Raw genomic sequence first — 22,855 nt, 5'->3', positions numbered from 1 at the left:
AGCGACACAGATAGCGACAAGAGGAAATGAAGATGCGCAAATTATTGATGTCCTTGCTGATGGCCGGTTCGCTGCTCGCGGGCGGTATCGGCGCCGCCCTCGCGGACGACGCTTCCGCCCCCGCAGCCGCCTCGGCAGCGGCTTCCGATACGACGGCGAGTGCGCCGGCGCCGGACGCTTCGGCGGCCCCTGCTGCCGCCGCGGCTTCGGCACCGGCCGCTGACGCGTCCGCCGCACCGGCTGCCAGCGCTGCCGCAGCCGCGCCGGCAGCATCGGACGCCGCACCGGCAGCTCCGACCGCGCCGTTCTCGGTCGATTCGTCGAAGATTAATTCGGGCGACACCGCCTGGATGCTGACCTCCACCGCGCTCGTGCTGTTCATGACGATCCCGGGTCTGGCACTGTTCTACGGCGGCATGGTCCGCAAGAAGAGCGTGCTCGCGATCCTGATGCAAAGCTTCGCGATCACCTGCCTTGTGTCGATCGTCTGGGTCGTGGTGGGCTACAGCCTCGCCTTCACGCCGGGCAACTCGTTCATCGGCGGCTTCTCGCGCTTCTTCATGTCGGGCATGAACTACATCAAGGGCGACAAGGCTACGACGCTGACCGTCAGCCACCTCGCACCGACGATCCCGGAAACGGTCTACGTCGTCTATCAGATGACCTTCGCGATCATCACCCCGGCACTGATCACGGGCGCGTTTGCCGACCGTATGAAGTTCTCGGCGATGCTGGTGTTCATGACGCTGTGGTCGATCATCGTCTACTCGCCGATCGCACACATGGTCTGGGAACCGACTGGCTGGCTGGCTAGCGCGGGCATCCTCGACTTCGCGGGCGGCACGGTGGTGCACATCAACGCCGGTATTGCGGCGCTGGTCTGCGCTCTGGTGCTGGGCAAGCGTGTCGGCTACGGCAAGGAAGCGATGGCGCCGCACAACCTGACGCTCACGCTGATCGGTGGCGCCATGCTGTGGGTAGGCTGGTTCGGCTTCAATGCGGGTTCGGCAGTGGCGGCAGACGGCCGTGCCGGTTTCGCGATGTTCGCAACGCAAGTGGCAACCGCAGCAGCAGCACTCGCATGGATGTTCGCCGAATGGGCAACCAAGGGTAAGCCGTCGGTACTCGGTATCGTGTCGGGTGCCGTGGCAGGTCTGGTGGCGATTACGCCGGCTTCGGGCTTCGTCGGTATGACGGGCTCGCTCGTGATCGGCATCGCGGCAGGCGTGATCTGCTTCTGGTCGGCAACGTGGCTCAAGCACAAGCTCGGTTACGACGATTCGCTCGACGCGTTCGGCGTGCACTGCATCGGCGGTATCGTGGGTGCGATCCTGACCGGCGTGTTCGCGGTCAAGGACATCGGCGGCGCGGACGGCAGCGTCATTCTGCAAGCCAAGGGCGTGCTGACGACGCTGGTCTACAGCGGCGTGGTGAGCTACATCCTGCTGAAGGGCATCGATATGGTGATGGGCATCCGCGTGACGGAAGAACAGGAACGCGAAGGCCTGGACGTGAGCCTGCACGGCGAACACGTCGAATAAGGACTCTTTGTAGGCAAAGTCGAGCTCCAAGGCTTGACGGATCTGAATCAAGCGCAGCGATTTTGGCCCGCCTTTATGGCGGGCTTTTTTCTTGCTGGCTATCTTGTTAACAGTCGTTTTTCCTGCCTATCATGGCGATAGCGAGAATGCATTCGCATCGGCTTGCGAATGGAGAAACCGTCCCCAAATGGACAAAGCATTTGCACTACAATCTTTTTTCTCCAGTCTGCGAGTGATCAATGGTTCCGCACCTAGTTACGGCGTTAAACGGCCCGCTGCTCGATCTCGAGCGGAAGATCCTCGACGCTACGCCCGCCATCGAACGCTGGTTCCGGCTCGAATGGCAGGAGCACACACCGCCGTTCTACTGTTCTGTCGATCTGCGTAACGCGGGTTTCAAGCTCGCGCCGGTCGATACCAATCTGTTTCCCGGCGCATTCAACAACCTGCCGCAAGAAGTGTTGCCGCTCGCCGTGCAGGCTGCGATGGCGTCGATCGAGAAGATCTGCCCGGACGCGAAGAATCTGCTGGTGATTCCGGAGCGCCATACGCGCAATGCGTTTTATCTCGAGAATGTCGCGCGTTTGGCCGCGATCATGCGTCAGGCGGGCTTGAACGTGCGTTTCGGCACGCTCGACGAAAGCATCGTCGGGCCGGTCACGATCGCGCTGTCCGACGGGCAGAAGCTGGTGCTCGAACCGCTCGAACGTTCGCCGCGGCGCCTCGGCCTGAAGAATTTCGACCCGTGCTCCATTCTGCTGAACAATGATCTGTCTGGCGGCATTCCGCCCATACTGGAAAATCTGCACGAGCAGTATCTGTTGCCGCCACTGCATGCCGGCTGGGCCGTTCGCCGCAAATCGACGCACTTCTCGTGCTATGACGACGTCGCCAAGAAGTTCGCGAAGATGGTCGAGATCGATCCGTGGATGATCAATCCGTACTTCGCGCATGTCGAAGGGGTCGATTTCCAGGAGCGCACCGGCGAAGAAGCGCTGACGGATGCGATCGACGGCGTGCTGAAGAAGATCGCCAAGAAGTATCGCGAGTACGGCATCTCCGAGAAACCGTATGTTGTCATCAAGTCGGATGCGCGCACGTATGGCATGGGCGTGATGACCGTGCACGACGCGTCGGAGGTGGCCGCGCTGACCAAGCGCGAGCGCGCCAAGATGGCCGCCACCAAAGACGGCCTCGAAGTGCATGACGTAATCGTGCAGGAAGGCGTGTACACCTTCGAGCGGATTGGCGAGGAAGTCGCCGAACCGGTGGTGTACATGATCGACCGTTACGTGGTGGGCGGTTTCTACCGCGTGCACGGCAGCCGCGAGCGCGATCAGAATCTGAATGCGCCCGGCATGCACTTCGTGCCGCTCGGTTTCGAGCATACGGCGCTGCCGGATGCGCACGCCAAGCCCGGCGCGGCGGTGCCGAACCGCTTCTATATGTACGGCGTGGTGGCTCGGCTTGGCTTGCTGGCCGCATCGGTCGAACTGGAAAAGACCGATCCGGAAGCGATTCAGGTTTAACCTCGCGAGGTGGTCGATGGCGGCATGCGTGCCGCCATCGCCGTTTTCAGCGACTATATTTACGATCAATGCCAAGCCCGAAGGGCGCACCGGAATCCCCATGGACATTCTTTTCATCGCCGATCCGCTTACGCAGTTCAAGATCTACAAAGATTCGACCTACGCGATGATGGCCGAAGCCGCGCGCCGCGGTCACAAGCTTTACACGTGCGAGCCGAAACATCTGGCGTGGACGGGTGGCGATGTCGAGGCGAACGTACAGCGCTTTGCGATCGTCGGCGACGTGACGGACCTGCATCGCGACACCTGGTACGCCGCTGAAGCGGCCGCGCCGAAATCGCTGAAGCACTTCAGCGCGGTGGTGATGCGCAAAGACCCGCCGTTCGACATGGAATACGTGACGTCGACGTGGCTGCTGGAAATGGCCGAGCGCGGTGGCGCGCGCATTTTCAACAAGCCGCAGGCCATTCGCGATCATTCGGAAAAGCTGGCGATCGGCGAGTTCGCGCAGTTTGTCACGCCGACTCTGGTGACGCGCGACGCCACCCGTTTGCGCGCCTTCCACGAAGAACACGGCGACGTGATTCTGAAGCCGCTCGACGGCATGGGCGGCATGGGCGTGTTCCGCGTGAAGGCCGATGGCATGAATCTCGGCTCGATCATCGAGATGCTGAGCCACGACGGCGCGCGCTCCGTCATGGCGCAAAAATTCATCCCCGAGATCAAGGACGGCGACAAGCGCATCCTGCTGATCGGCGGCGAACCGGTGCCGTTTTCGCTCGCGCGGATTCCTCAGGGCAATGAAGTGCGCGGCAATCTGGCTGCCGGCGGCCTCGGCGTGGCGCGCCCGCTCACCGAGCATGACCGCAAGATCGCCGACACACTCGCGCCGGTGCTTGCTGCGCGCGGCCTGCTGCTGGTCGGGCTGGATGCAATCGGCGACTGGCTCACCGAGGTGAACGTGACGAGCCCGACGTGTTTTCGCGAGATCATGGATCAGACCGGTTTCGACGTCGCAGCGATGTTTATCGACGCGCTGGAGCGCGCGGCAGCGTGAGGCGCAGCCCTTGAATGGGCGCCATGACCCCCAAACTGTGTAGTAAATCCGCATCAAGCGAAACACCGGCTTTGGCGCGAAAATGGGCCTGATACAATGCCCGCTCTCCCGCGCCAAGCCGAATCGATGACGTCTGCCGGACGCCACAGGCATGGATTGCGGACTGTAAGCGAGCCGTTTTCCGCTGGTGCCGCTGCGATATCGGGCACTGCGGGCCGCTCGTCAAATGATGCGTTCCGGTCCTCACGATCCACGGCCGGTCGAGGGCGCTTACGAACCGGGTTTTGTCCCGGTCCACGGTTCGGGGCCGTTCTTTTGCAGTAAGGCTGACATGGCAGGCATTCTGATCATTGCGCACGCTCCGTTCGCCACCGCGTTGCGCGATTGTATTTCGCACATCTACGGTGGCTTGCCGGCTCGTATCGGCGTGATCGACGTATCGCCGGATTGCGATCCCGCACAACAGGTCGCGTTCGCGCATTCGGAAATCGAGCGGCTCAAGGAAGAAAACGGCGCACTCGTGCTCACCGACATGTTCGGCGCCACGCCGGCGAATATCGCCGGTCGGCTCGCTTCGTTGCCGAACGTCCGCGTGCTGTGCGGCGTCAATTTGCCGATGCTGGTGCGCGCGGTCTGTTATCGAGCGACACCGCTCGACACCCTGGTCGACAAGGCGCTTGCCGGGGCCACTAAGGGCGTGCATGCAATCGGGCCTGCCACGCCGGCGCCGGTTGCGCCTCCCGCTGGGTCCGGCGACTGTTTGCCGGCTTTGCCGCCCGCTGCAGCTTCCGCAGACTGTTTGCCGGCTTTGCCGCCCGCTGCAGCTTCCGCAGACTGTTTGCCTGCCTTGCCGCCCGAGGCCGACCTGACTCAGAAGGCCGGTTCGAGCGGATTGTAAGCAGATCGCACAGCTTTAAACGGTTGCGATCGGGTTGCATGCAATCCGTTTGCCACTGGTTTGCAGTTTCACCTTTCACCACAACACTTACCCGCGCTTCGGACCATCACATGCTGCAACAGGAAACGACTATTGTGAACAAGCTGGGGCTGCACGCGCGCGCGTCGGCCAAGTTGACGCAACTCGCGGGCAACTACCAGGCGGAAATCTGGATGAGCCGCAATGGCCGCCGTATCAATGCCAAAAGCATCATGGGTGTGATGATGCTGGCCGCGGGTATAGGCAGCACGGTGCTGATCGAAACGGAAGGCACCGACGAAAAAGACGCGATGGACGCATTGTTGAAACTGATAGCCGATAAATTCGGCGAAGGTCAGTGAAGTCGCGCATCCCCCTTGCCTGGAGCAAAATGCCGCGGCCGTCCGCGGCATTTTTTTTAGCGCATGACAATCGGCGCACAAGCCGGTAGTTCACGCGACGCGTGAAGGATTCGCGTTGCCGGAATGCAAGCTCGACGAAGGCGCATTGTTGTGGTCGCTTACGATATTTCGTGCTGCGGTGCACACAGGCCTGGCGTACTTGAAAAGGGCGCGGAATTTATAATGACGAAGAGAGTCTGAGAGCATTGCAGCGGTTTGCCGCGGCATCACACAACTAGAGGAGGTGCGCGTGTCCTTCACGCTGCATGGAATTCCCGTGTCACGCGGTATTGCCATCGGGCGGGCTTATCTGATCGCCCCGGCTGCACTGGACGTAGACCACTATCTGATCGAACCCGCCCAGATCGAGGGCGAGGTCGAGCGTTTTCGCACGGCCCAGCAACTGGTGCATCAGGAACTCGACGCGTTGCGCGCCGATCTCGCGGCAGACGCGCCCAGCGAAATGGGCGCGTTCATCAACGTTCATTCAATGATCCTGAATGATGCAATGCTCGTGCAGGAAACCATCGACCTGATCCGCACGCGCCGCTACAACGTCGAGTGGGCGCTGACCGAACAACTTGAGCGCCTGTCGCGCCATTTCGACGATATCGAAGACGAATACCTGCGCGAACGCAAAGCCGACATCGAGCAGGTGGTGGAGCGCGTGCTGAAGGCGCTCGCCGGTGCATCGGTGGCGCTGGTGGACGGTGTGCACGGTACCTGCGAGGAGATGATCGTGGTCGCGCACGACATCGCGCCGGCCGACATGATGCAGTTCAAAACGCAAACGTTTCAGGGTTTCGTCACCGATCTCGGCGGGCGTACTTCGCATACGGCGATCGTCGCGCGCAGCCTCGGCATTCCGGCTGCGGTCGGCGTGCAGCATGCGAGCCAGCTGATCCGTCAGGACGACCTGATCATTGTCGACGGTGATCATGGCATTGTGATTGTCGATCCCGCACCGATCGTGCTGGAGGAGTATTCATACCGCCAAAGCGAAAAGGCGTTGGAGCAGCGCAAGCTGCAGCGGCTGAAATTTTCGCCGACGCAAACACTCTGCGGCACGCGCATCGAACTCTGCGCGAACATCGAACTGCCGGAAGATGCACGCGCCGCGGTCGATTCGGGCGCAACCGGCGTGGGCCTGTTCCGCACCGAGTTCCTGTTCATGAATCACAAACACCATTTGCCGGAAGAGGAGGAGCAGTTTGCCGCCTATCGCCGCGCGGTCGAGTTGATGAACGGCTTGCCGGTGACGATCCGTACGATCGACGTCGGCGCCGACAAGCCGCTCGATTCGATGGGTGGGGGCGACGGCTACGAAACCGCCGCGAACCCGGCCTTGGGGCTGAGAGCGATTCGCTGGAGCCTCTCGGAGCCGCAAATGTTCCTGACGCAACTGCGCGCTATTCTTCGTGCGTCGGCGTTCGGTACGGTGAAGATTCTGATTCCGATGCTCGCGCACGCGCAGGAAATCGATCAGACGCTCGATCTGATTCGCGAAGCCAAGCGTCAGCTGGACGATGCCGGCATCGCCTACGACACGAACGTGCAGGTCGGCGCAATGATCGAGATTCCGGCCGCCGCGATTGCGTTGCCGCTGTTTCTCAAGCGGCTGGATTTCCTGTCGATCGGCACCAATGATCTGATCCAGTACACGCTGGCGATCGATCGCGCGGATAACGCGGTCGCGCATCTGTACGACCCGCTGCATCCTGCAGTGCTGCATCTGATCGCCTTCACGCTGCGCGAGGCGAAGCGGGCGGGTGTGCCGGTGTCGGTGTGCGGCGAGATGGCGGGCGATCCGGCGTTGACGCGACTGTTGCTCGGCATGGGCCTCACCGAGTTTTCAATGCATCCGAGCCAGTTGCTGGTGGTCAAGCAGGAAGTCCTGCGCTCGCATCTGAAGACACTGGAGAAGCCGGTGGCCGACGTGCTCGCTTCGTTCGAACCGGAAGAAGTGCAGGCGGCGCTCAAGCGCGTGGTGCTGGCCTGAAACTGAAAGTCAGGATCGGGGTTCAAATAGAAAACGCCGCACATGTGCGGCGTTTTCTATTCAGCGTCTTGCATGGGATCAGGCCTGATGCCGTTGCCCGCATACGGGGCAATCCGGCTGGCGTGCAATGCGCATCGTGTTCCATTCCATTCGCAGCGAATCGAGCATCGTGAGGCGGCCCACCAGTGGCGTGCCGATTTCGCCGATTACTTTCAGCGCTTCAGCCGCTTGCATCGAACCGATGATGCCAACCGTGGGTGCGAACACGCCCATGGTCGAGCACGCGACTTCCTCGAACGGTTGATCTTCCGGGAACACGCACGCGTAACAGGGCGACACTGCGTCGCGAAAATCAAAGGTGCTGATCTGGCCGTCAAAGCGCAGTGCCGCGCCCGACACCAGCGGCACGCCATGTTTCACGCACGCCCGATTGATCGCGTGGCGCGTGGCAAAGTTATCCGTGCAATCGAGCACGACGGTGGCGCGCGGCACCTCGCGATCGAGCCATGCATCGTCGACGCGTTCAGCAACCGCGTCCACCACCACCTCGGGATTGATCTGGGCGATTGCGTCGCGCCCGGACTCCACCTTCTTGCGCCCGACCGACGCGCTCACGTGCAGAATCTGCCGCTGCAGATTGGTCAGGTCGACCGTGTCGGCATCGACCAGCGTCAAGCGGCCGACGCCTGCCGCCGCCAGATACATCGCTGCAGGCGAACCTAGTCCACCGGCGCCGACGATGATCGCGTGCGCGTCGATAAAGCGCTGCTGCGCCTCGATGCCGATTTCGTCGACGAGGATGTGGCGGGAATAGCGGAGGAGTTGATCGTCATTCATGGCGGGGCGCATGGAGTGTCGCGCAATGAGATGCAGGACCGGTGGCCTGCCGAGCGCGGTTTCGTTATTTTAATCGCGCGGGGAGTGGATGTTCGTGCTGGTGCTGGGTATTACAGCGAGTGCTGCTACGTGTCTTCGCAGCATGTTCGGCTGCGAAGACACGTCAGGTTTGCTGCCTAGTTGCTTTGCGTAGCCGGCGCCGAGGCCGGAACCGGGCCCGATGCGCCCGGCACCGGTTGCGTCGGCTTTACCGCGACCGGCGCGGATGCCGACGTTGCCGGTTTGTTCTGCGCCAGACGCCGCTCGGTCAGCGACTTCGATTCCTGAACCGGCTTGCCTTCCAGCTTGTTCAGCGCCTGTTGCAGCATGTAATCGTCGGCCGAACCGAACTCGACCGGCTTGCGCTCACGATCCTTCTGACGCTGTTCCGGCGTCTTCTTGTCGTTCTGCTCTTCAAGCTGGCGCAGTTGGTCCATGCGCTCCTGTTCGCGCTGGTCCGCTTCCTTCTTCTCGTTCGGGTCTTGCGTGTTCGCAAGGTGGTTCGAGTAGTCGACTTCGCGGGTAACCAGTGCGTCGTCCGGATCGCCTTCCGCGTATTGATCGACCGCGATGTCAGGACGAATGCCCTTGTTCTGGATCGAACGGCCGCTCGGCGTGTAGTAGTAAGCCGTGGTCAGGCGCAGCGCTGTGTCCGCGGTCATCGGCCGGACGGTTTGCACGGAGCCCTTGCCGAAAGTGGTCTTGCCGACGATCAGCGCACGATGCTGATCCTGCAGCGCGCCCGCGACGATTTCCGAAGCCGACGCCGAGTAGGCGTTGGTCAGCACGACCATCGGCACGGTCTTGAAGATCGGTGCTTCGTCCTTCAGCGGATCGCTGTCGAAGGATTGCAGGCGGTAGTTGTCGTACGTATCGCGATAGACCTGCTTCGAATCTGGAATCTGGCCGTTGGTCGACACCACCACCGAGTTCGCCGGCAGGAACGCGCCGGCAACGCCGACCGCGCTTTGCAGCAGACCGCCGCCGTTATTGCGCAGGTCGAGCACGAGACCCTTCAGATTCGGCTGCTGACGTGCGATGTCTTGCAGCTTGGCGGCCAGATCAGGCGTGGTGCGTTCCTGGAAGCTGGTGACGCGGATATACGCGTAGCCCGGAGCAAGGATCTTCATCTTGACCGACTGGACCTTGATGATCGCGCGCGTCACCGTGAGCGGGAACGTACGGTCGTCGGTCTTGCGGAAGATGGTCAGCGTGACCTTGGTGCCCGGATCGCCGCGCATCTGCTTGACGGCCTGGTCGAGCGTCATGCCGCGCACCGGTTTGTCGTTGATGCGGGTGATCAGGTCGCCCGGACGGATGCCGGCGCGGAATGCAGGTGTATCTTCAATCGGCGAGATCACCTTGATCAAGCCGTCTTCAGACGAAATTTCGATGCCGAGACCCGCGAAGCGACCCTTGGTCTGCTCCTGCAGTTCTTCGTAATCGGTTTTGTCGAGATACGACGAGTGCGGGTCGAGGCTCGACACCATGCCCTTGATCGCCGCGGTGAGGAGTTTCTTGTCGTCGACCGGTTCGACGTACTCATGCTTGATTTGCCCGAAAACTTCGGCAAAGAGCCGGAGCTGGTCCAGCGGCAGCGGCGCAACGGCGCTCGAGGCGGCGCTGGCGGGTTGCTGGGCCGAGGCGGAGAGTTGCAGGGTGGCGAATACGCCAGTAGCAAGGCCCGCGGCAATCAGGCCGATATTTTTCAGGTTCTTTCGCATAGAGTCTGTTGCGGTCGGAAGCGCGTGGCAGCGTCGATAGAGATGGGGACGGACAAGTATAACTGCACACCCGCCCTGTCAGGGCGCAGCACAGGCAATCGTGATTCGACAGCACGGGCCGGGCCTGGTTCGTGAGATCGGCGTTGGGGTGGTGAAGTAATGTGCGGTAACAGTAGGATGGCGGCCAGAAGGCGCGCCCGGGGATGCGGGCCGCGCCGGCCGGTATGTCTTGCCGGTCAGCGTGGCTCGTTTGCCGCGACCCTGCTGCATTTTTGCCGCAGGGCGCGGGTGCAGGAGGGGTTTAGCCCGCCTTGCCTTGCTTGGCCACAGCGGCTTGCGCCTTTGCAATCGCGTCCTGGTCGCCCAGATAGTCGTGCTTGATCGGCTTCAGGTTTTCGTCGAGTTCATAGACGAGCGGCACGCCGTTCGGGATATTCAGGCCGACGATGTCGTCGTCCGAAATATTGTCGAGGTACTTCACCATGGCGCGGATCGAGTTGCCGTGCGCGGCGATCACGACCTTGCGGCCCGACTTGATGGCCGGCGCAATCGACTCGTTCCACAACGGCAGAACGCGCGCAACGGTATCCTTCAGGCACTCGGTGAGCGGCAATTGTTCGCGCGGCACCTTGGCGTAGCGCGGATCGTTATAGGGCGCGCGTTCGTCCGACGGATCGAGCGCCGGCGGCGGCGTGTCGTAGCTGCGGCGCCAGACCAGCACCTGTTCGTCACCGAACTTGGCGGCGGTTTCTGCCTTGTTCAGACCCGACAGGGCGCCGTAATGGCGTTCGTTCAGACGCCAGGAATGCACCACCGGCAGATACATCAGATCCATCTGATCCTGCACGTGCCACAAGGTGCGGATCGCGCGCTTGAGCACCGACGTGTAGGCGATGTCGAACGTGTAGCCCGATTCCTTCAGCAGCACGCCCGCTTGCTGCGCTTCACGATTGCCCTGCTCGGTCAGGTCGACGTCGACCCAGCCCGTGAAGCGGTTTTCCTTGTTCCACGTCGATTCGCCGTGGCGGATGAGAACGAGTTTGTACATGAGATTGCCGGTCGGTAGTAAGGAAGCGGTAAAGCGTTGCGAGGGTCCTCTAGAGGAGCGTCGCCATCGCGTCAGACGGTTATTTTATAATGGGTGGATTGCCCTTTTCGATTTCTCTCTTTTTCGGCGGATTTTCCGTGAAGTTTTTCACTGATTACACAAACCTTGTACTGATCGCAGTCGTCCTCATCTCCGGTGGGTTGCTGCTGTGGCCAACGATCAGCCGGCGTGGCCGCGGGGGCCTGTCGGCCGCCGAGGCGACCCAACTGATCAACCGGCGCAATGCGGCGGTCATCGATCTGCGTTCGTCCGCCGATTTTGCCAAGGGCCATCTGCCCGCGGCGCGGAACCTTGAATTTGCTGAATTGCAGGCGAAAGTCGCGCAACTCGTGAAGAACAAGAACAACCCGGTGCTGCTGGTATGCCAGACCGGCCTGCAGTCGAACAAGGCTGCGCGTATCGTGCAAGATGCCGGATACGCGGAAGTCCATGTTCTCGAAGGCGGTGTCGACGCCTGGCAGAAAGCCGGTATGCCGGTTGTGAAACAAGGAGCAGCCAAGTGAACAAAGTCATCATGTACAGCACCCAGGTGTGCCCGTATTGCCAGATGGCCGAACGTCTTTTAAAGTCGCGCGGCGTCGAGCACGTTGAAAAGGTACTGATCGACAAAGACCCGGCCCGTCGTGAAGAAATGATGACCCGGACCGGTCGCCGCACGGTGCCGCAGGTGTTCATCGGCGAGACGCATGTCGGTGGGTACGATGACCTGTCCGCGCTCGATCGCGCGGGCGGTTTGATGCCTCTGCTCGAAGCTGCCTGAACGAAGTTGCCTGACTTATGCGCCGGCCGGCGCGTGAGTGAGGCAGGTGAAATACAAGCCGGCGTTTCGTCTCTTTCAGGACGGGGCGATGCGCCGCAACGATCTGGCGGCCCGTGAAACCATGGGCCGCCGCCATGCATACCTATCAGGGAATCATTCAATCATGTCCGACGAGAATAACCAGCCGTTCTTCAACATCCAGCGCATCTACCTGAAGGACATGTCGCTCGAGCAACCGAATTCGCCGGGCATCTTCCTCGAGCAGGAAATGCCGTCGGTCGAAGTCGAGGTCGACGTGAAGGCCGAGCGCCTCGCCGACACCGTGTTCGAAATCCTGGTCACGGGCACGGTCACGGCCAAGGTGTCGGACAAAGTTGCGTTCCTGATCGAAGCCAAGCAAGCCGGCATTTTCGACATCCGCAACATTCCGGCTGAACAGATCGATCCGCTGGTCGGCATTGCCTGCCCGACGATCCTGTTCCCGTACCTGCGCTCGAACATCGCCGATGCGATCACCCGCGCAGGCTTCCCGCCGATCCACCTCGCCGAGATCGACTTCCAGGCGCTGTACGAGCAACGTCTCGCGCAAATGGGCGGCCAGGAAGGCGCGGCGCAAAACGGCGTCACGCATTAACGCGTCCGTTCGGTGCCGGCTATGAAGGTTGCTGTCCTCGGTGCTGGTGCATGGGGCACAGCCCTCGCCGGCCATCTGGCCGCGCGGCACGACGCGGTGCTGTGGGCGCGCGAACCCGCGCTCATTGCCGATCTCTCCGGATCGCACGAAAACGCCCGCTATCTGGCGGGCGTTGCTTTGCCGCCGTCCCTTCGCTACGAAGCCGATCTGAACGCAGCGCTCGACCATGCGCTCGCCGACAACGCGTTATGCGTCGTGGCGACGCCCGTCGCCGGTCTGCGCGGTCTGTTCCGGGCGATGCGCGACGCGGGCAAGGTGCCGGCGCATGTGGTGTGGTTGTGCAAAGGTTTCGAAGCGGACTCGCAGTTGTTGCCGCATCAGGTGGTCGCGGCTGAATTGCCGGGGCATGGCAGTAACGGCGTGCTGTCGGGTCCGAGTTTCGCTCGTGAAGTCGGGCAGGGCTTGCCGGTCGCGTTGACGATCGCCAGCACTTCACAGACATGCCGGGAGCGTACGGTTGCCGCGTTCCATCATGGCGCCATGCGCATCTATACCGGCGACGACATCGTCGGCGTGGAAGTGGGTGGCGCGGTGAAGAACGTGCTGGCGATTGCCACGGGTATTGCCGATGGCCTTGGCCTCGGTTTGAATGCGCGCGCTGCGTTGATTACGCGTGGCCTCGCTGAAATGTCGCGCCTCGGCGTGACGCTTGGCGGACGGGCCGAGACGTTCACCGGTTTGACCGGGCTCGGCGATCTGATCCTGACCGCCACGGGCGATCTGTCGCGCAATCGCACGGTCGGCGTGCAGCTCGCCGCGGGCCGGACGCTCGACGATATTCTCGGTGGCCTCGGTCACGTGGCCGAAGGCGTGCGTTGTGCCCAGGCCGTGCTGGCGATCGCTCGCGCCCATGCGATCGAGATGCCGATCACGCAGGCGGTCTGTGCTGTGCTGTTCGACGGTGTGGCGCCCCGCGACGCCGTCAGCGCGCTGCTGCGGCGCGATTCGAAAGCAGAATAAGTCTTGTCTTTCAGCCGTTTAGCGCGAAAAGCGCTGAACGGCTGCCCACCATCGCTGTCCACGTTTTATCGACGCTTCGGACCACAGCGAGGTTCCTCCCATGCTCAGTTTCAACAATTGCACGTTAGAAGCGCGCGTGGTCGACATCACGACGCTCGCTGTAGACGCGATCGTCAACGCCGCGAATACTTCGTTGTTGGGCGGGGGCGGCGTGGATGGCGCGATTCACCGCGCGGCCGGCAAGGAGCTGGTGCGTGAATGCGAGGCGCTCGGCGGCTGCGCGACCGGCGACGCAAAGGTCACCGGCGGCTACCACCTGCCGGCCAAACATGTGATTCACTCGGTCGGCCCGGTGTGGCGGGGTGGCGCGCATGGCGAAGCCGACCTTCTCGCATCTTGCTATCAGCGTTCACTCGAGGTGGCGCATCAGGCGCATTGCACGAGCGTTGCATTTCCCGCGATTAGTTGCGGGATCTACCATTTCCCCGCTGACGAGGCCGTGCAGATTGCCGTCGGCACCGTGCTCGAAACCCTGCCGCGTACGCCGAACATCGAGCGTGTGGTGTTCGCCTGTTTCGACGACGCCATGCTCGCGCGCTACGAAGCCGAATTGGAACGCCGTCAGGCGCCGCCGTCGAAGCCGGTCTGACGCCACGCTTCGAAGACGACCACGGCGACCGTATTCGACAGATTCAAGCTGCGGTTGCCCGGTCGCATCGGCAGGCGCACGCGTTGTTCATTGGCGAATTGATCGAGCACTGCGTCAGGCAGGCCGCGCGTTTCGGCGCCGAACACGAACCAGTCGCCGGATTGAAACGCATGCTCGTGAAACCGGCCCGAGCCACGGGTGGTGAAGGCGAACATCCGCGCCGGATCGGGCGCTTCCTTGGCGACGAACGCTGCCCAATCGGCATGCACGTTCATCTGCGCATACTCGTGATAGTCGAGACCGGCGCGGCGCAACTTGGCGTCGTCGAGCGGAAAACCGAGCGGTTCGATCAGATGCAGCCGTGCGCCGGTGTTGGCGCACAGGCGGATGACGTTGCCGGTATTCGGTGGGATTTCCGGTTCGACGAGAACGACATTGAACATGATGGCTTCAGGTAGAGACTAGTTTTTCGGCGTACGCAGCGCGACGAAGTTGGTGACGCGCCGCGCACCGGCAGCTTTGAGCGTGCGCGCCAGCGCTTCGAGCGTCGCGCCGGTCGTCATCACATCGTCGACGATGCCGACATGCAGACTTTGCACCGGTTTGACGACTTCGAATGCGCGGCCCACGTTCAGCCGGCGCGCGTCCAGGTCGAGCCGTGATTGCGGCGCGGTGTGGATCACGCGACGCAGCAAGGTGGCGTCGCTGCGCACATTCAGCGTGCGGGCCAACGGCCTGGCAATCTGCCAGGCCTGGTTGTAGCCGCGCTCGGTAAGACGTTTGTTGGCCAGCGGCACCGGCGCGAGCACATCGGGCCGCTCAGACGGTTCTTGCCAGGTGTCTTCAGCAAGACGCGCAAGGCGCTGCGCAAACTCGCGCGCCAGCATCAGCCGCGCGCGGAATTTCAGGCCGAGCGCCAGGGCGTCGAGCGGCTGGCGGTAATCGGCCAAAGCAAAGGTCGCCTCGAAGGGCGGCGGCTCGCCGATGCAATCCGCGCAGCGATATTGCGCACGACCCACCCAGCGCGTTCCGGACAAAGGAACCGCGCACGCCGTGCAACGCAACATGCCTTCGTTCCAATATGTCTCGTCGCAACCGGCACACAGTGTTTTATGCGACAAATTGCCGCACAGTGCGCACAGGTTCGGCAGCGCCGCGTGCAGCACATGTGGCCATGCCGAATACACGCCGCGCGTGAAGCGTGCAAAACGTGCGTTCGAGCCGCCGGGAGACGAGGGATTTTTTCGGAATCGCATGATTGGACCGCCCGCGAAGGCCTTTCAGACTGAATGGACGGGAGCGAACGAGTATACTTCGTGCTCTACGCCAGTACGACACTCATGCCCCCAACTTCGTCTCAATCTGGCCGTCCGGCCTATGATTCCCGGCGCCTCCGGCAGATTTTCGACCGCCGTGCGGCGACCTTCGACACCGTCGCGTTCCTGCCGCGCGAAATCGCGCAGCGTATGCGCGAGCGTCTCGACTACATCAAGGTCACGCCCGCAAGCGTGCTCGACGCCGGTTGCGGCGCGGGCGAAGACGTCCCCGCCTTGCGCGAACGCTTTCCCGAGGCGCCGGTGTTCGGCACCGATCTGTCGCATGGGATGCTCGGTCGCGCGCTACGTCACGATTCCGGCGACACGAGCTGGCGGCGCTTTCTGCCGGCAACGCTCGGCAAAGCGCTCGGCGCCCGCGGTCCGCGGTTCGCGCAGGCCGACTTCTCGGCACTCCCGTTCGCGGCCGGCGCCTTCGAATTCATCTGGTCCAATCTCGCCCTGCACTGGCACTCGCGGCCCGATCTCGTTTTCCCTGAGTGGCAGCGGGTGCTGAAAGTGAACGGTCTGCTGATGTTCAGCACGCTCGGTCCCGATTCGCTGAAGGAATTGCGCGGCGCTTACGCCGAGGTCGAGGCCGCGCACGGCGTTGCTTCGCGCAAGCATGTGATCGACTTTGTCGACATGCATGACCTTGGGGATATGCTGGTCGAGAGCGGTTTCGAGATTCCTGTGATGGATCAGGAAACACTCACTATTACGTATAAGTCGCCCGAGTCGCTGCTCGCGGACGTGCGCCGCTGGGGCGCGTATCCGTTCGAGCGCGAGGCCACTTCGAATGCGGTCGCACGTAGGCTGCACAAGGCTTTGCTGGCGGCGCTCGAAGCCCGTCGGCGCGCCGACGGCACGATCGCACTGACCTTCGAAGTGATCTATGGTCACGCGTGGAAAGCCGTGCCGCGCACCACCGCTGAAGGTCATGGGATCGTGCGGATCGAGGATATCGGGCGAGGTTCGTCGAGGAGTCGATGAGGAATCAATGAAGTGGTAAAGAGGGCATCTGTTATGTCTGAAATTACCGCTTCAGAAGACGCGCGAAAGCTGCGTCGAAACGGCGCGGAGGCTTGTCGCACCTGGCTTGTGAGCCGATTGAGGCTTGCTTGTGGATGCTATGGATCGCGCCTATAATGCGTCAGTTTGTCGCCCGGAGTTCCCACATTTGGGGCGGCAGGCCCGAGGCGCAGGGCTGCAATATCATGAAGTGACTGAAGTGACGCGGCGGTGATTGAGTGGCCGTTCAGTGGTCGCGAGCAATGGCCGCAGGCGGCGATTGGTGGCGGTCTGCAGGGGGGCAGCGATGGAAGCATCAGATCTGCTGGCGGATTCAGAACCAGTTCTCAAAGACTGGACGATGAAACGCAACTGTTCGATATCGCCGCGGCAGTTTGTAGGTTTCTACGTGTCGCTTGCGTTGTTCTCGTTGGCAATTGCTTTCATGCTGGTTCTGGTCGGCGCCTGGCTGGTGTTGCCGTTCACCGGTATCGAATTGCTGGCGGTGGGCATCGCGTTTGCCATATATGCGCGTCATGCTGTCGATTACGAGCGTGTCCGGCTGTTTCAGAGCCGGCTCGTGATCGAGCAGGTCAGCGCCGAGCGGCTCACGCAGTTCGAATTCAATCCGCGCTGGGTGCGGATCGAACCGGGTGCAACGCCGCGTGACCAGATCAAACTGGTCTCGCGCGGCCAGACGATCATGATCGGGCAACATCTCGCGCAGTATCGGCGCGCGCAGTTCGCAGGCGAATTGCGTATGTGGCTCACGCGTTGTTAGCGGGCGCAGCTGACGTGTTGGGACGCGCGGCGTTCACGGGGGCGCGCGAGACAGCCTGCCAGCGGGGTCGAGGGTTTGAATGGAAATTTTGGGTAAGGAAGCTATGAAAACAATCAAGCGAGCCCTCATGGGTGTGCTGGCGATGAGCGGACTGCTTTTCGCCGGTGCCGCCCTGGCAGTGGGCGATGTTCCGGGCGGCCCTGCCGTCAACGAGATCAATCTCCAGCCGCCTGCGACAAAAATCGCTGAGGAGCTTTTCAGCCTCCACATGTTCATGCTGGTTCTCTGCCTGGTGATCTTCGTCGGCGTGTTCGGTGTGATGTTCTATTCGATCTTTGCTCACCGCAAATCGAAAGGCCACAAGGCTTCGAATTTCCACGAAAGCACCACCGTCGAAATCATCTGGACGATCGTGCCGTTCATCATCGTCGTGCTGATGGCGCTCCCCGCCACCAAGACGGTGGTGGCAATGAAGGACACCACGAACGCCGACCTCACCGTCAAGGTCACCGGCTACCAGTGGAAATGGGGCTACGACTACGTGAAGGGGCCGGGCGAGGGCATCAACTTCCTGTCCACGCTGGCCACGCCGCGTGCGGAAACCGATGGCCGTGAGCCGATTTCCACTACGTATCTGCAGGAAGTCGACAATCCGCTCGTCGTGCCGGTCGACAAGAAAATCCGCATCATCACCACCGCGAACGACGTGGTCCACTCCTGGTACGTGCCGGCTTTCGGCGTGAAGCAGGACGCGATTCCGGGTTTCGTGCGCGACACGTGGTTCAAGGCCGATAAGATCGGTACGTTCCGCGGCTTCTGTACCGAACTGTGCGGCAAGGAGCACGCGTTCATGCCGGTAGTGGTCGAAGTGCTGTCGGCGGACGACTACGCGAAGTGGGTCGATGCGCAGAAGAAGAAAATGGCCGCTGGCCAGGATGATCCGAACAAGACCTACACGATGGCCGAGCTGATGGAACGCGGCGGCAAGGTGTACGCGTCGAACTGCGCGGTCTGCCACCAGCCGACGGGTAAGGGCGCAGGCGCATTCCCGGCGCTGGACGGCAGCAAGATCGCCAACGGTCCGATCGCCGAACACGTAAGCCTGGTGCTGAAGGGCAAGAACGCGATGCCTTCCTGGGCGCCGACGCTGAACGACGTTGAAATCGCTTCGGTCATCACATACGAACGTAACTCGTGGGGCAACCACACCGGCGACATTCTCCAGCCGAAGCAAGTGCTGGACGCCCGCAACGGCAAGCTGCCGGAAGGCGGCAATCATCTGGCGGACGCAGGTGCGGCAGCTAGCGGCGCAACAGCGGCTTCGGGCGCAGCGGCAGCCTCGGGTGCCTCAGGCGCGGAAGCGGCTGCGGCCGGTTCGGATAGCGCGGCGGCATCGCAGGCAGCTCTCCCGGCAAACGTCTACTTCGATACCGGCAAGAGCGTGCTGCCGGCTGACGCGAAAGCGGCGGTCGACGCGGCCGCGGCCTACGCGAAAGCGCACCCGGACGCAAAGTTCACGCTGTCGGGTTTCACTGACGCCACCGGTTCTGCCGAAGTCAACGCGAAGCTCGCGAAGACCCGTGCCGAAGCCGTGCGCGACGCGCTGAAAGCAGCCGGCATTGCCGAAGATCACATCATTTTGAAGAAGCCGGAAACGATCACGGGCGGCGGCGACGCGAAAGAAGCCCGGCGTGTCCAGATCAGCCCGGCTGCCTGACGTGTTCATGGTCAGCACCGCAGTATTCGCATTAGGAGATTGTCATGTCTAGCATCGGACACGATGTAACCGCGGGCCACGAGCGTGCACGGCGACCATGCCCACGAAACGCCGCATGGCTGGCGTCGTTGGCTGTTCGCAACCAATCACAAGGACATCGGTACGCTGTACCTGATCTTCTCGTTCACCATGTTCCTCTCCGGGGGCGTGATGGCGCTGATGATCCGTGCCGAACTGTTCGAGCCGGGTCTGCAGATCATGCGTCCCGAGTTCTTCAACCAGTTGACCACCATGCACGGCCTGATCATGGTGTTCGGCGCGATCATGCCGGCCTTCGTCGGCTTCGCGAACTGGATGGTGCCGCTGCAGATCGGCGCATCTGACATGGCTTTTGCGCGGATGAACAACTTCAGCTTCTGGCTGCTGCCGGTGGCTGCGGTGTTGCTGGTCGGTTCGTTCTTCGCACCGGGCGGCGCGACCGCCGCGGGCTGGACTTTGTACGCGCCGCTGTCGACGCAGATGGGCCCGGGCATGGACTTCGCGATTTTCGCGATCCACTTGATGGGTGCTTCGTCGATCATGGGCGGGATCAACATCGTTGTGACGATCCTGAACATGCGCGCGCCTGGCCTCACGCTGATGAAGATGCCGATGTTCGTCTGGACATGGCTGATCACCGCGTACCTGCTGATTGCGGTGATGCCGGTTCTGGCAGGCGCGATCACCATGGTGCTGTTCGATCGCCACTTTGGTACGTCGTTCTTCAATGCGGCAGGTGGCGGCGACCCGGTGATGTATCAGCATATCTTCTGGTTCTTCGGGCACCCCGAGGTGTACATCATGATTTTGCCGGCGTTCGGGATCGTGTCGCAGGTGATCCCGGCGTTCTCGCGTAAGCCGCTGTTCGGTTATAGCTCGATGGTGTACGCAACCTCGTCGATCGCGATTCTGTCGTTCATGGTCTGGGCGCACCACATGTTCGCAACCGGCATGCCGGTGACGGGCCAGCTGTTCTTCATGTACGCGACGATGTTGATCGCCGTGCCGACGGGTGTGAAGGTGTTCAACTGGGTCGCGACGATGTGGCGCGGTTCGCTGTCCTTCGAAACGCCTATGCTGTTCGCGGTCGGCTTCCTGCTGGTGTTCACGTTCGGTGGTCTGTCGGGCCTGATGCTCGCTATGGCACCGCTCGATATCCAGTATCACGGTACTTATTTCGTGGTGGCGCATTTCCACTACGTGCTTGTTGCGGGTTCTCTATTCGCGCTTTTCTCCGGGTGGTACTACTGGGCGCCGAAGTGGACAGGCTGGATGTACAACGAAACGCGCGGCAAGATCCACTTCTGGGCGTCGATGTTCTTCTTCAACCTCGCGTTCCTGCCGATGCACTTCGTCGGTCTCGCAGGTATGCCGCGTCGTTACGCTGACTACCCGGCACAGTTCACGGACTGGAACCAGGTCATCTCGATCGGCGCATTCGGCTTCGGTCTGGCACAGGTCTACTTCCTGTTCGCGGTTGCACTGCCAGCCTACCGTGGCGGCGGCGAACTCGAAAAAGCTGGCGATAAGCCGTGGGACGGCGCAACGGGCCTCGAATGGACTGTGCCGAGCCCGGCACCGTTCCACACGTTCGAAAACCCGCCGACTGTCGAGTAATCGGCGTTCGGTGAGGTTGCCGGTTCCGGCGGCGAGGTTGTAGCAAGTCGCCGCCGGAACCGGGCAGCCACACGAGCAGTGGCGGCACATATAGTCACGAAAGTATTCAGAAAGTCGAGCATGACGCGCAATCCTCAAGAAAGACGTACGCCCGAGCAGGTTCGCGCGGGCAACCGGCGGATCGGTATTGTGATGTTTGTCATCGCCGCGGCTTTTTTTGCGAGCGTCATCATCCATCAGAAGTGGTTCACCTGACGCTGTGGTTCGAGTCGGTGTGCAGGATTGTTGAGGATTGAGATGTCGACGCAATCGCCGGCTCAGGCCGATCGCTCTTTTAACCGTTCGATGCTGATCAAGCTGTTCGTCGTCGCGTTGATGATGTTCGGTTTCGGTTTTGCGCTGGTGCCGATGTACCGCGCGATCTGCCAGATCACCGGCATCAACAACCTCGTGCAGCGTGATGCCACGGCGCGTGAGGCGAAGAATACGCAGGTCGACATGAGCCGCACGATTTCGATCGAATTCGATGCGAACGCGCGCGGCCCGCTGGGTTTCAAACCGGAGCAGCGTAGTCTCGACGTGCATCCGGGCGAAGTGACGACAGTGATGTACGAGGTCAGCAACGAGCAGGCGCGCACGATTCAGGCGCAAGCCATTCCGAGCTACGCGCCGAAGCAGGCAACCGAGTACTTCAAGAAGATCGAGTGTTTTTGCTTTACGCAGCAGACTTTGACTGCGAATCAAACGAAGCGGCTGCCGGTGGTGTTCGTGGTCGATCCGAAGTTGCCGAAGGATGTGAAAACGATCACGTTGTCGTACACGTTCTTTGAATTGAATACGCCGGTAGCGGCGACGGCCGGGAGCGAAGCACCCACGGCCAGGACGGTGGCAACCGCCGCCAATCCCGCCTGATGGTTTTTGCCGCAGGCGAAGGAAGAAGACGTAATGAGCGATAACAGCGGCAGCCCACGCAAGAGCAGTTTCGGCCAGTCGATGAAAGCCGTGTTCTGGTCGTTTTTCGGGGTGCGCAAGCGCCGGGATCTGGAAGCGGACGCAACGCAGTTGAACCCGCTGCATGTGGTTGCAGCAGCGTTAATCAGCGCGGCCATTTTCATCGGTGTGCTGATCCTGATCGTGCGCGCCGTAGTCGGTTGAGGCAGGTTGGGCCGGCAGGCGCACGCGTAGTACGGGGCGAAGCAGAGCCCACGAATTAGAGTGAAGCGGTGCGGTATCGACGCGCCGCCGAAGATACAGCCGGAGATTCCGGAACAACTGGACTGAAGTGGAGAATCAAGAATGAGCGGTCAAAACGAGAGCCCGTACTATTTCGTGCCGCATCCGTCGCGGCATCCGATCAGCGCCGCCGCTGGGTTGCTGGTCATGCTCGGATCGCTTGCGGCCTGGATCAACGACCATGACTGGGCGCCGCTCGGCGTCGCCGTGGGTCTGCTGTGGCTGCTCTATACCTTGTGGCACTGGTTCGGCGACGCGATCGCCGAGTCGGAAGGCGGTATGTACGGCAAGAATGTCGACAAGTCGTACCGCTGGAGCATGAGCTGGTTCATCTTCTCCGAAGTGATGTTCTTCGGTGCTTTCTTCGGCGCGTTGTTCTATGCGCGTGAAATCGCACTGCATCAACTCGGCAGCCTCGACTACAAGCTGATCTGGCCGGATTTCTCGGCGGTATGGCCGAACAACGGTCCGGCAGCGCTGGTCTCGACCTTCAAGTCGATGCAGCCGTGGCCTGTGCCGACCATCAACACGGCACTGCTGCTTTCGTCGGGCGCTACTTTGACGGTTTCGCACCACGCACTGCGTGAAGATCATCGCAAGAAGGCGATCATCTGGCTGGCGGCTACGCTGGTGCTCGGTGTCTGCTTCCTGTTCCTGCAAGCCTTCGAGTATTTCCACGCGTACAACGAACTCAACCTGACGCTGTCCTCGGGTGTGTACGGTTCGACGTTCTTCCTGCTGACGGGCTTCCACGGTTTCCACGTGTTCCTCGGCGGCACGATGCTGGCCGTGGTGCTGGTGCGGATGATCCGCGGTCACTTCACGGCGGAACACCACTTCGCGTTCGAAGGCGCCGCCTGGTACTGGCACTTTGTGGACGTCGTATGGCTTGGGCTGTACATCGTCGTGTACTGGCTGTAACGCAGTCTG

23 protein-coding genes and 1 pseudogene are annotated in these 22,855 nt (G+C 61.7%); 19 read left to right on the top strand and 5 right to left on the bottom strand.

The window, feature by feature from the left end; all coding sequences use genetic code 11:
* Window positions 1–32 precede the first annotated feature (32 nt).
* The 6 genes from ACUN0E_RS39960 to ptsP all read left to right on the top strand — a co-directional run bounded on the left by ACUN0E_RS39960 (window position 33) and on the right by ptsP (window position 7,443).
* Window positions 33–1,541 carry an ammonium transporter gene (locus tag ACUN0E_RS39960; RefSeq protein WP_408231812.1) on the top strand — a complete coding sequence of 503 codons (1,509 nt, stop codon included), beginning with the start codon at window positions 33–35 and terminating at the stop codon, window positions 1,539–1,541.
* Window positions 1,542–1,780: 239 nt separating this feature from the next.
* Window positions 1,781–3,070 carry a glutamate--cysteine ligase gene (gene gshA, locus ACUN0E_RS39955; protein ID WP_445570056.1) on the top strand — a complete coding sequence of 430 codons (1,290 nt, stop codon included), beginning with the start codon at window positions 1,781–1,783 and terminating at the stop codon, window positions 3,068–3,070.
* Between the two features lie 100 nt (window positions 3,071–3,170).
* The gene (gene gshB, locus ACUN0E_RS39950) at window positions 3,171–4,127 is read left to right on the top strand and encodes a glutathione synthase (protein WP_445570055.1); all 957 of its coding nucleotides are present in this window, start codon (window positions 3,171–3,173) and stop codon (window positions 4,125–4,127) included.
* Window positions 4,128–4,458: 331 nt separating this feature from the next.
* A complete protein-coding gene (locus ACUN0E_RS39945) occupies window positions 4,459–5,025 on the top strand; it encodes a PTS sugar transporter subunit IIA (protein ID WP_445570054.1) in 567 nt (188 codons plus the stop codon).
* A gap of 110 nt (window positions 5,026–5,135) precedes the next feature.
* On the top strand, window positions 5,136–5,405 hold the full coding sequence (locus ACUN0E_RS39940; RefSeq protein ID WP_133650007.1) for an HPr family phosphocarrier protein: 270 nt from the start codon (window positions 5,136–5,138) through the stop codon (window positions 5,403–5,405).
* A 289-nt stretch (window positions 5,406–5,694) separates the two neighbouring features.
* On the top strand, window positions 5,695–7,443 hold the full coding sequence (gene ptsP / locus ACUN0E_RS39935; RefSeq protein ID WP_408231822.1) for a phosphoenolpyruvate--protein phosphotransferase: 1,749 nt from the start codon (window positions 5,695–5,697) through the stop codon (window positions 7,441–7,443).
* 78 nt (window positions 7,444–7,521) lie between these two features.
* Here the strand turns inward: ptsP and ACUN0E_RS39930 are convergent, their stop codons facing one another.
* The 3 genes from ACUN0E_RS39930 to gpmA all read right to left on the bottom strand — a co-directional run bounded on the left by ACUN0E_RS39930 (window position 7,522) and on the right by gpmA (window position 11,091).
* Window positions 7,522–8,280: a HesA/MoeB/ThiF family protein gene (locus tag ACUN0E_RS39930; protein ID WP_445570053.1), complete on the bottom strand. Its 759-nt coding sequence runs from the start codon at window positions 8,278–8,280 to the stop codon at window positions 7,522–7,524.
* Between the two features lie 176 nt (window positions 8,281–8,456).
* Entirely contained in the window at window positions 8,457–10,043 is a 1,587-nt protein-coding gene (locus tag ACUN0E_RS39925; protein ID WP_408231828.1) for a S41 family peptidase, read from the bottom strand.
* A 301-nt stretch (window positions 10,044–10,344) separates the two neighbouring features.
* Window positions 10,345–11,091 carry a 2,3-diphosphoglycerate-dependent phosphoglycerate mutase gene (gpmA, locus tag ACUN0E_RS39920; RefSeq protein ID WP_445570052.1) on the bottom strand — a complete coding sequence of 249 codons (747 nt, stop codon included), beginning with the start codon at window positions 11,089–11,091 and terminating at the stop codon, window positions 10,345–10,347.
* Between the two features lie 137 nt (window positions 11,092–11,228).
* Between gpmA and ACUN0E_RS39915 the strand changes: the two genes are divergently transcribed.
* The 5 genes from ACUN0E_RS39915 to ACUN0E_RS39895 all read left to right on the top strand — a co-directional run bounded on the left by ACUN0E_RS39915 (window position 11,229) and on the right by ACUN0E_RS39895 (window position 14,214).
* Complete coding sequence (locus ACUN0E_RS39915; protein WP_408231834.1) at window positions 11,229–11,654, top strand: rhodanese-like domain-containing protein; 426 nt, start codon at window positions 11,229–11,231, stop codon at window positions 11,652–11,654.
* A complete protein-coding gene (gene grxC, locus ACUN0E_RS39910; protein ID WP_028199035.1) occupies window positions 11,651–11,911 on the top strand; it encodes a glutaredoxin 3 in 261 nt (86 codons plus the stop codon). The genes ACUN0E_RS39915 and grxC overlap by 4 nt, the downstream gene beginning before the upstream one ends.
* A 163-nt stretch (window positions 11,912–12,074) precedes the next feature.
* Entirely contained in the window at window positions 12,075–12,545 is a 471-nt protein-coding gene (gene secB, locus ACUN0E_RS39905; RefSeq protein WP_445570051.1) for a protein-export chaperone SecB, read from the top strand.
* Between the two features lie 21 nt (window positions 12,546–12,566).
* Window positions 12,567–13,565, top strand: a complete 999-nt coding sequence (locus ACUN0E_RS39900; RefSeq protein WP_408231837.1) for an NAD(P)H-dependent glycerol-3-phosphate dehydrogenase — start codon at window positions 12,567–12,569, stop codon at window positions 13,563–13,565.
* A 100-nt stretch (window positions 13,566–13,665) separates the two neighbouring features.
* A complete protein-coding gene (locus ACUN0E_RS39895; protein ID WP_408388177.1) occupies window positions 13,666–14,214 on the top strand; it encodes an O-acetyl-ADP-ribose deacetylase in 549 nt (182 codons plus the stop codon).
* Here ACUN0E_RS39895 and trmL read toward each other — a convergent pair.
* Together trmL and ACUN0E_RS39885 are read right to left on the bottom strand one after the other, a co-directional pair.
* Entirely contained in the window at window positions 14,187–14,657 is a 471-nt protein-coding gene (gene trmL / locus ACUN0E_RS39890; protein ID WP_201072249.1) for a tRNA (uridine(34)/cytosine(34)/5-carboxymethylaminomethyluridine(34)-2'-O)-methyltransferase TrmL, read from the bottom strand. The genes ACUN0E_RS39895 and trmL overlap by 28 nt on opposite strands.
* 18 nt (window positions 14,658–14,675) lie before the next feature.
* The gene (locus ACUN0E_RS39885) at window positions 14,676–15,470 is read right to left on the bottom strand and encodes a ComF family protein (protein ID WP_445570050.1); all 795 of its coding nucleotides are present in this window, start codon (window positions 15,468–15,470) and stop codon (window positions 14,676–14,678) included.
* 84 nt (window positions 15,471–15,554) lie between these two features.
* Here ACUN0E_RS39885 and ACUN0E_RS39880 point away from each other — a divergent pair, with 84 nt between their 5' ends.
* The 8 genes and pseudogenes from ACUN0E_RS39880 (at window position 15,555) to ACUN0E_RS39845 (ending at window position 22,846) form a co-directional block, all read left to right on the top strand.
* Window positions 15,555–16,520, top strand: coding sequence for a methyltransferase domain-containing protein (locus ACUN0E_RS39880; protein WP_445570049.1), 966 nt, complete (start codon window positions 15,555–15,557; stop codon window positions 16,518–16,520).
* Between the two features lie 325 nt (window positions 16,521–16,845).
* Window positions 16,846–17,319: a DUF2244 domain-containing protein gene (locus ACUN0E_RS39875; RefSeq protein ID WP_445570048.1), complete on the top strand. Its 474-nt coding sequence runs from the start codon at window positions 16,846–16,848 to the stop codon at window positions 17,317–17,319.
* Between the two features lie 79 nt (window positions 17,320–17,398).
* The gene (gene coxB, locus ACUN0E_RS39870; protein ID WP_408231854.1) at window positions 17,399–19,036 is read left to right on the top strand and encodes a cytochrome c oxidase subunit II; all 1,638 of its coding nucleotides are present in this window, start codon (window positions 17,399–17,401) and stop codon (window positions 19,034–19,036) included.
* A gap of 44 nt (window positions 19,037–19,080) precedes the next feature.
* A pseudogene (gene ctaD, locus ACUN0E_RS39865) lies at window positions 19,081–20,692 on the top strand (cytochrome c oxidase subunit I).
* 120 nt (window positions 20,693–20,812) lie between these two features.
* On the top strand, window positions 20,813–20,947 hold the full coding sequence (locus ACUN0E_RS39860; RefSeq protein WP_211607278.1) for a cytochrome oxidase small assembly protein: 135 nt from the start codon (window positions 20,813–20,815) through the stop codon (window positions 20,945–20,947).
* A gap of 42 nt (window positions 20,948–20,989) precedes the next feature.
* A complete protein-coding gene (locus ACUN0E_RS39855; protein ID WP_445570047.1) occupies window positions 20,990–21,604 on the top strand; it encodes a cytochrome c oxidase assembly protein in 615 nt (204 codons plus the stop codon).
* A gap of 33 nt (window positions 21,605–21,637) precedes the next feature.
* On the top strand, window positions 21,638–21,847 hold the full coding sequence (locus ACUN0E_RS39850) for a DUF2970 domain-containing protein (RefSeq protein WP_408231860.1): 210 nt from the start codon (window positions 21,638–21,640) through the stop codon (window positions 21,845–21,847).
* Between the two features lie 141 nt (window positions 21,848–21,988).
* On the top strand, window positions 21,989–22,846 hold the full coding sequence (locus tag ACUN0E_RS39845; protein WP_408231863.1) for a cytochrome c oxidase subunit 3: 858 nt from the start codon (window positions 21,989–21,991) through the stop codon (window positions 22,844–22,846).
* Window positions 22,847–22,855: the final 9 nt, after the last annotated feature.

The organism is Paraburkholderia sp. D1E (assembly GCF_052682275.1).
This window is presented reverse-complemented; position numbering and strand designations above follow the sequence as displayed.

Bases quoted from the DNA above. Each gene is read 5' to 3' on its own strand.
- ACUN0E_RS39930 (WP_445570053.1), bottom strand. From the start codon at position 8,280: ATGAATGACGATCAACTCCTCCGCTATTCCCGCCACATCCTCGTCGAC.
- ACUN0E_RS39860 (WP_211607278.1), top strand. From the start codon at position 20,813: ATGACGCGCAATCCTCAAGAAAGACGTACGCCCGAGCAGGTTCGCGCG.
- ACUN0E_RS39900 (WP_408231837.1), top strand. From the start codon at position 12,567: ATGAAGGTTGCTGTCCTCGGTGCTGGTGCATGGGGCACAGCCCTCGCC.
- trmL (WP_201072249.1), bottom strand. From the start codon at position 14,657: ATGTTCAATGTCGTTCTCGTCGAACCGGAAATCCCACCGAATACCGGC.
- gshB (WP_445570055.1), top strand. From the start codon at position 3,171: ATGGACATTCTTTTCATCGCCGATCCGCTTACGCAGTTCAAGATCTAC.
- ACUN0E_RS39855 (WP_445570047.1), top strand. From the start codon at position 20,990: ATGTCGACGCAATCGCCGGCTCAGGCCGATCGCTCTTTTAACCGTTCG.
- ACUN0E_RS39925 (WP_408231828.1), bottom strand. From the start codon at position 10,043: ATGCGAAAGAACCTGAAAAATATCGGCCTGATTGCCGCGGGCCTTGCT.
- ACUN0E_RS39945 (WP_445570054.1), top strand. From the start codon at position 4,459: ATGGCAGGCATTCTGATCATTGCGCACGCTCCGTTCGCCACCGCGTTG.
- ACUN0E_RS39895 (WP_408388177.1), top strand. From the start codon at position 13,666: ATGCTCAGTTTCAACAATTGCACGTTAGAAGCGCGCGTGGTCGACATC.
- gpmA (WP_445570052.1), bottom strand. From the start codon at position 11,091: ATGTACAAACTCGTTCTCATCCGCCACGGCGAATCGACGTGGAACAAG.
- secB (WP_445570051.1), top strand. From the start codon at position 12,075: ATGTCCGACGAGAATAACCAGCCGTTCTTCAACATCCAGCGCATCTAC.
- ACUN0E_RS39960 (WP_408231812.1), top strand. From the start codon at position 33: ATGCGCAAATTATTGATGTCCTTGCTGATGGCCGGTTCGCTGCTCGCG.
- ACUN0E_RS39845 (WP_408231863.1), top strand. From the start codon at position 21,989: ATGAGCGGTCAAAACGAGAGCCCGTACTATTTCGTGCCGCATCCGTCG.
- ACUN0E_RS39875 (WP_445570048.1), top strand. From the start codon at position 16,846: ATGGAAGCATCAGATCTGCTGGCGGATTCAGAACCAGTTCTCAAAGAC.
- coxB (WP_408231854.1), top strand. From the start codon at position 17,399: ATGGAAATTTTGGGTAAGGAAGCTATGAAAACAATCAAGCGAGCCCTC.
- ACUN0E_RS39940 (WP_133650007.1), top strand. From the start codon at position 5,136: ATGCTGCAACAGGAAACGACTATTGTGAACAAGCTGGGGCTGCACGCG.
- ACUN0E_RS39850 (WP_408231860.1), top strand. From the start codon at position 21,638: ATGAGCGATAACAGCGGCAGCCCACGCAAGAGCAGTTTCGGCCAGTCG.
- gshA (WP_445570056.1), top strand. From the start codon at position 1,781: ATGGTTCCGCACCTAGTTACGGCGTTAAACGGCCCGCTGCTCGATCTC.
- ACUN0E_RS39880 (WP_445570049.1), top strand. From the start codon at position 15,555: ATGCCCCCAACTTCGTCTCAATCTGGCCGTCCGGCCTATGATTCCCGG.
- ACUN0E_RS39885 (WP_445570050.1), bottom strand. From the start codon at position 15,470: ATGCGATTCCGAAAAAATCCCTCGTCTCCCGGCGGCTCGAACGCACGT.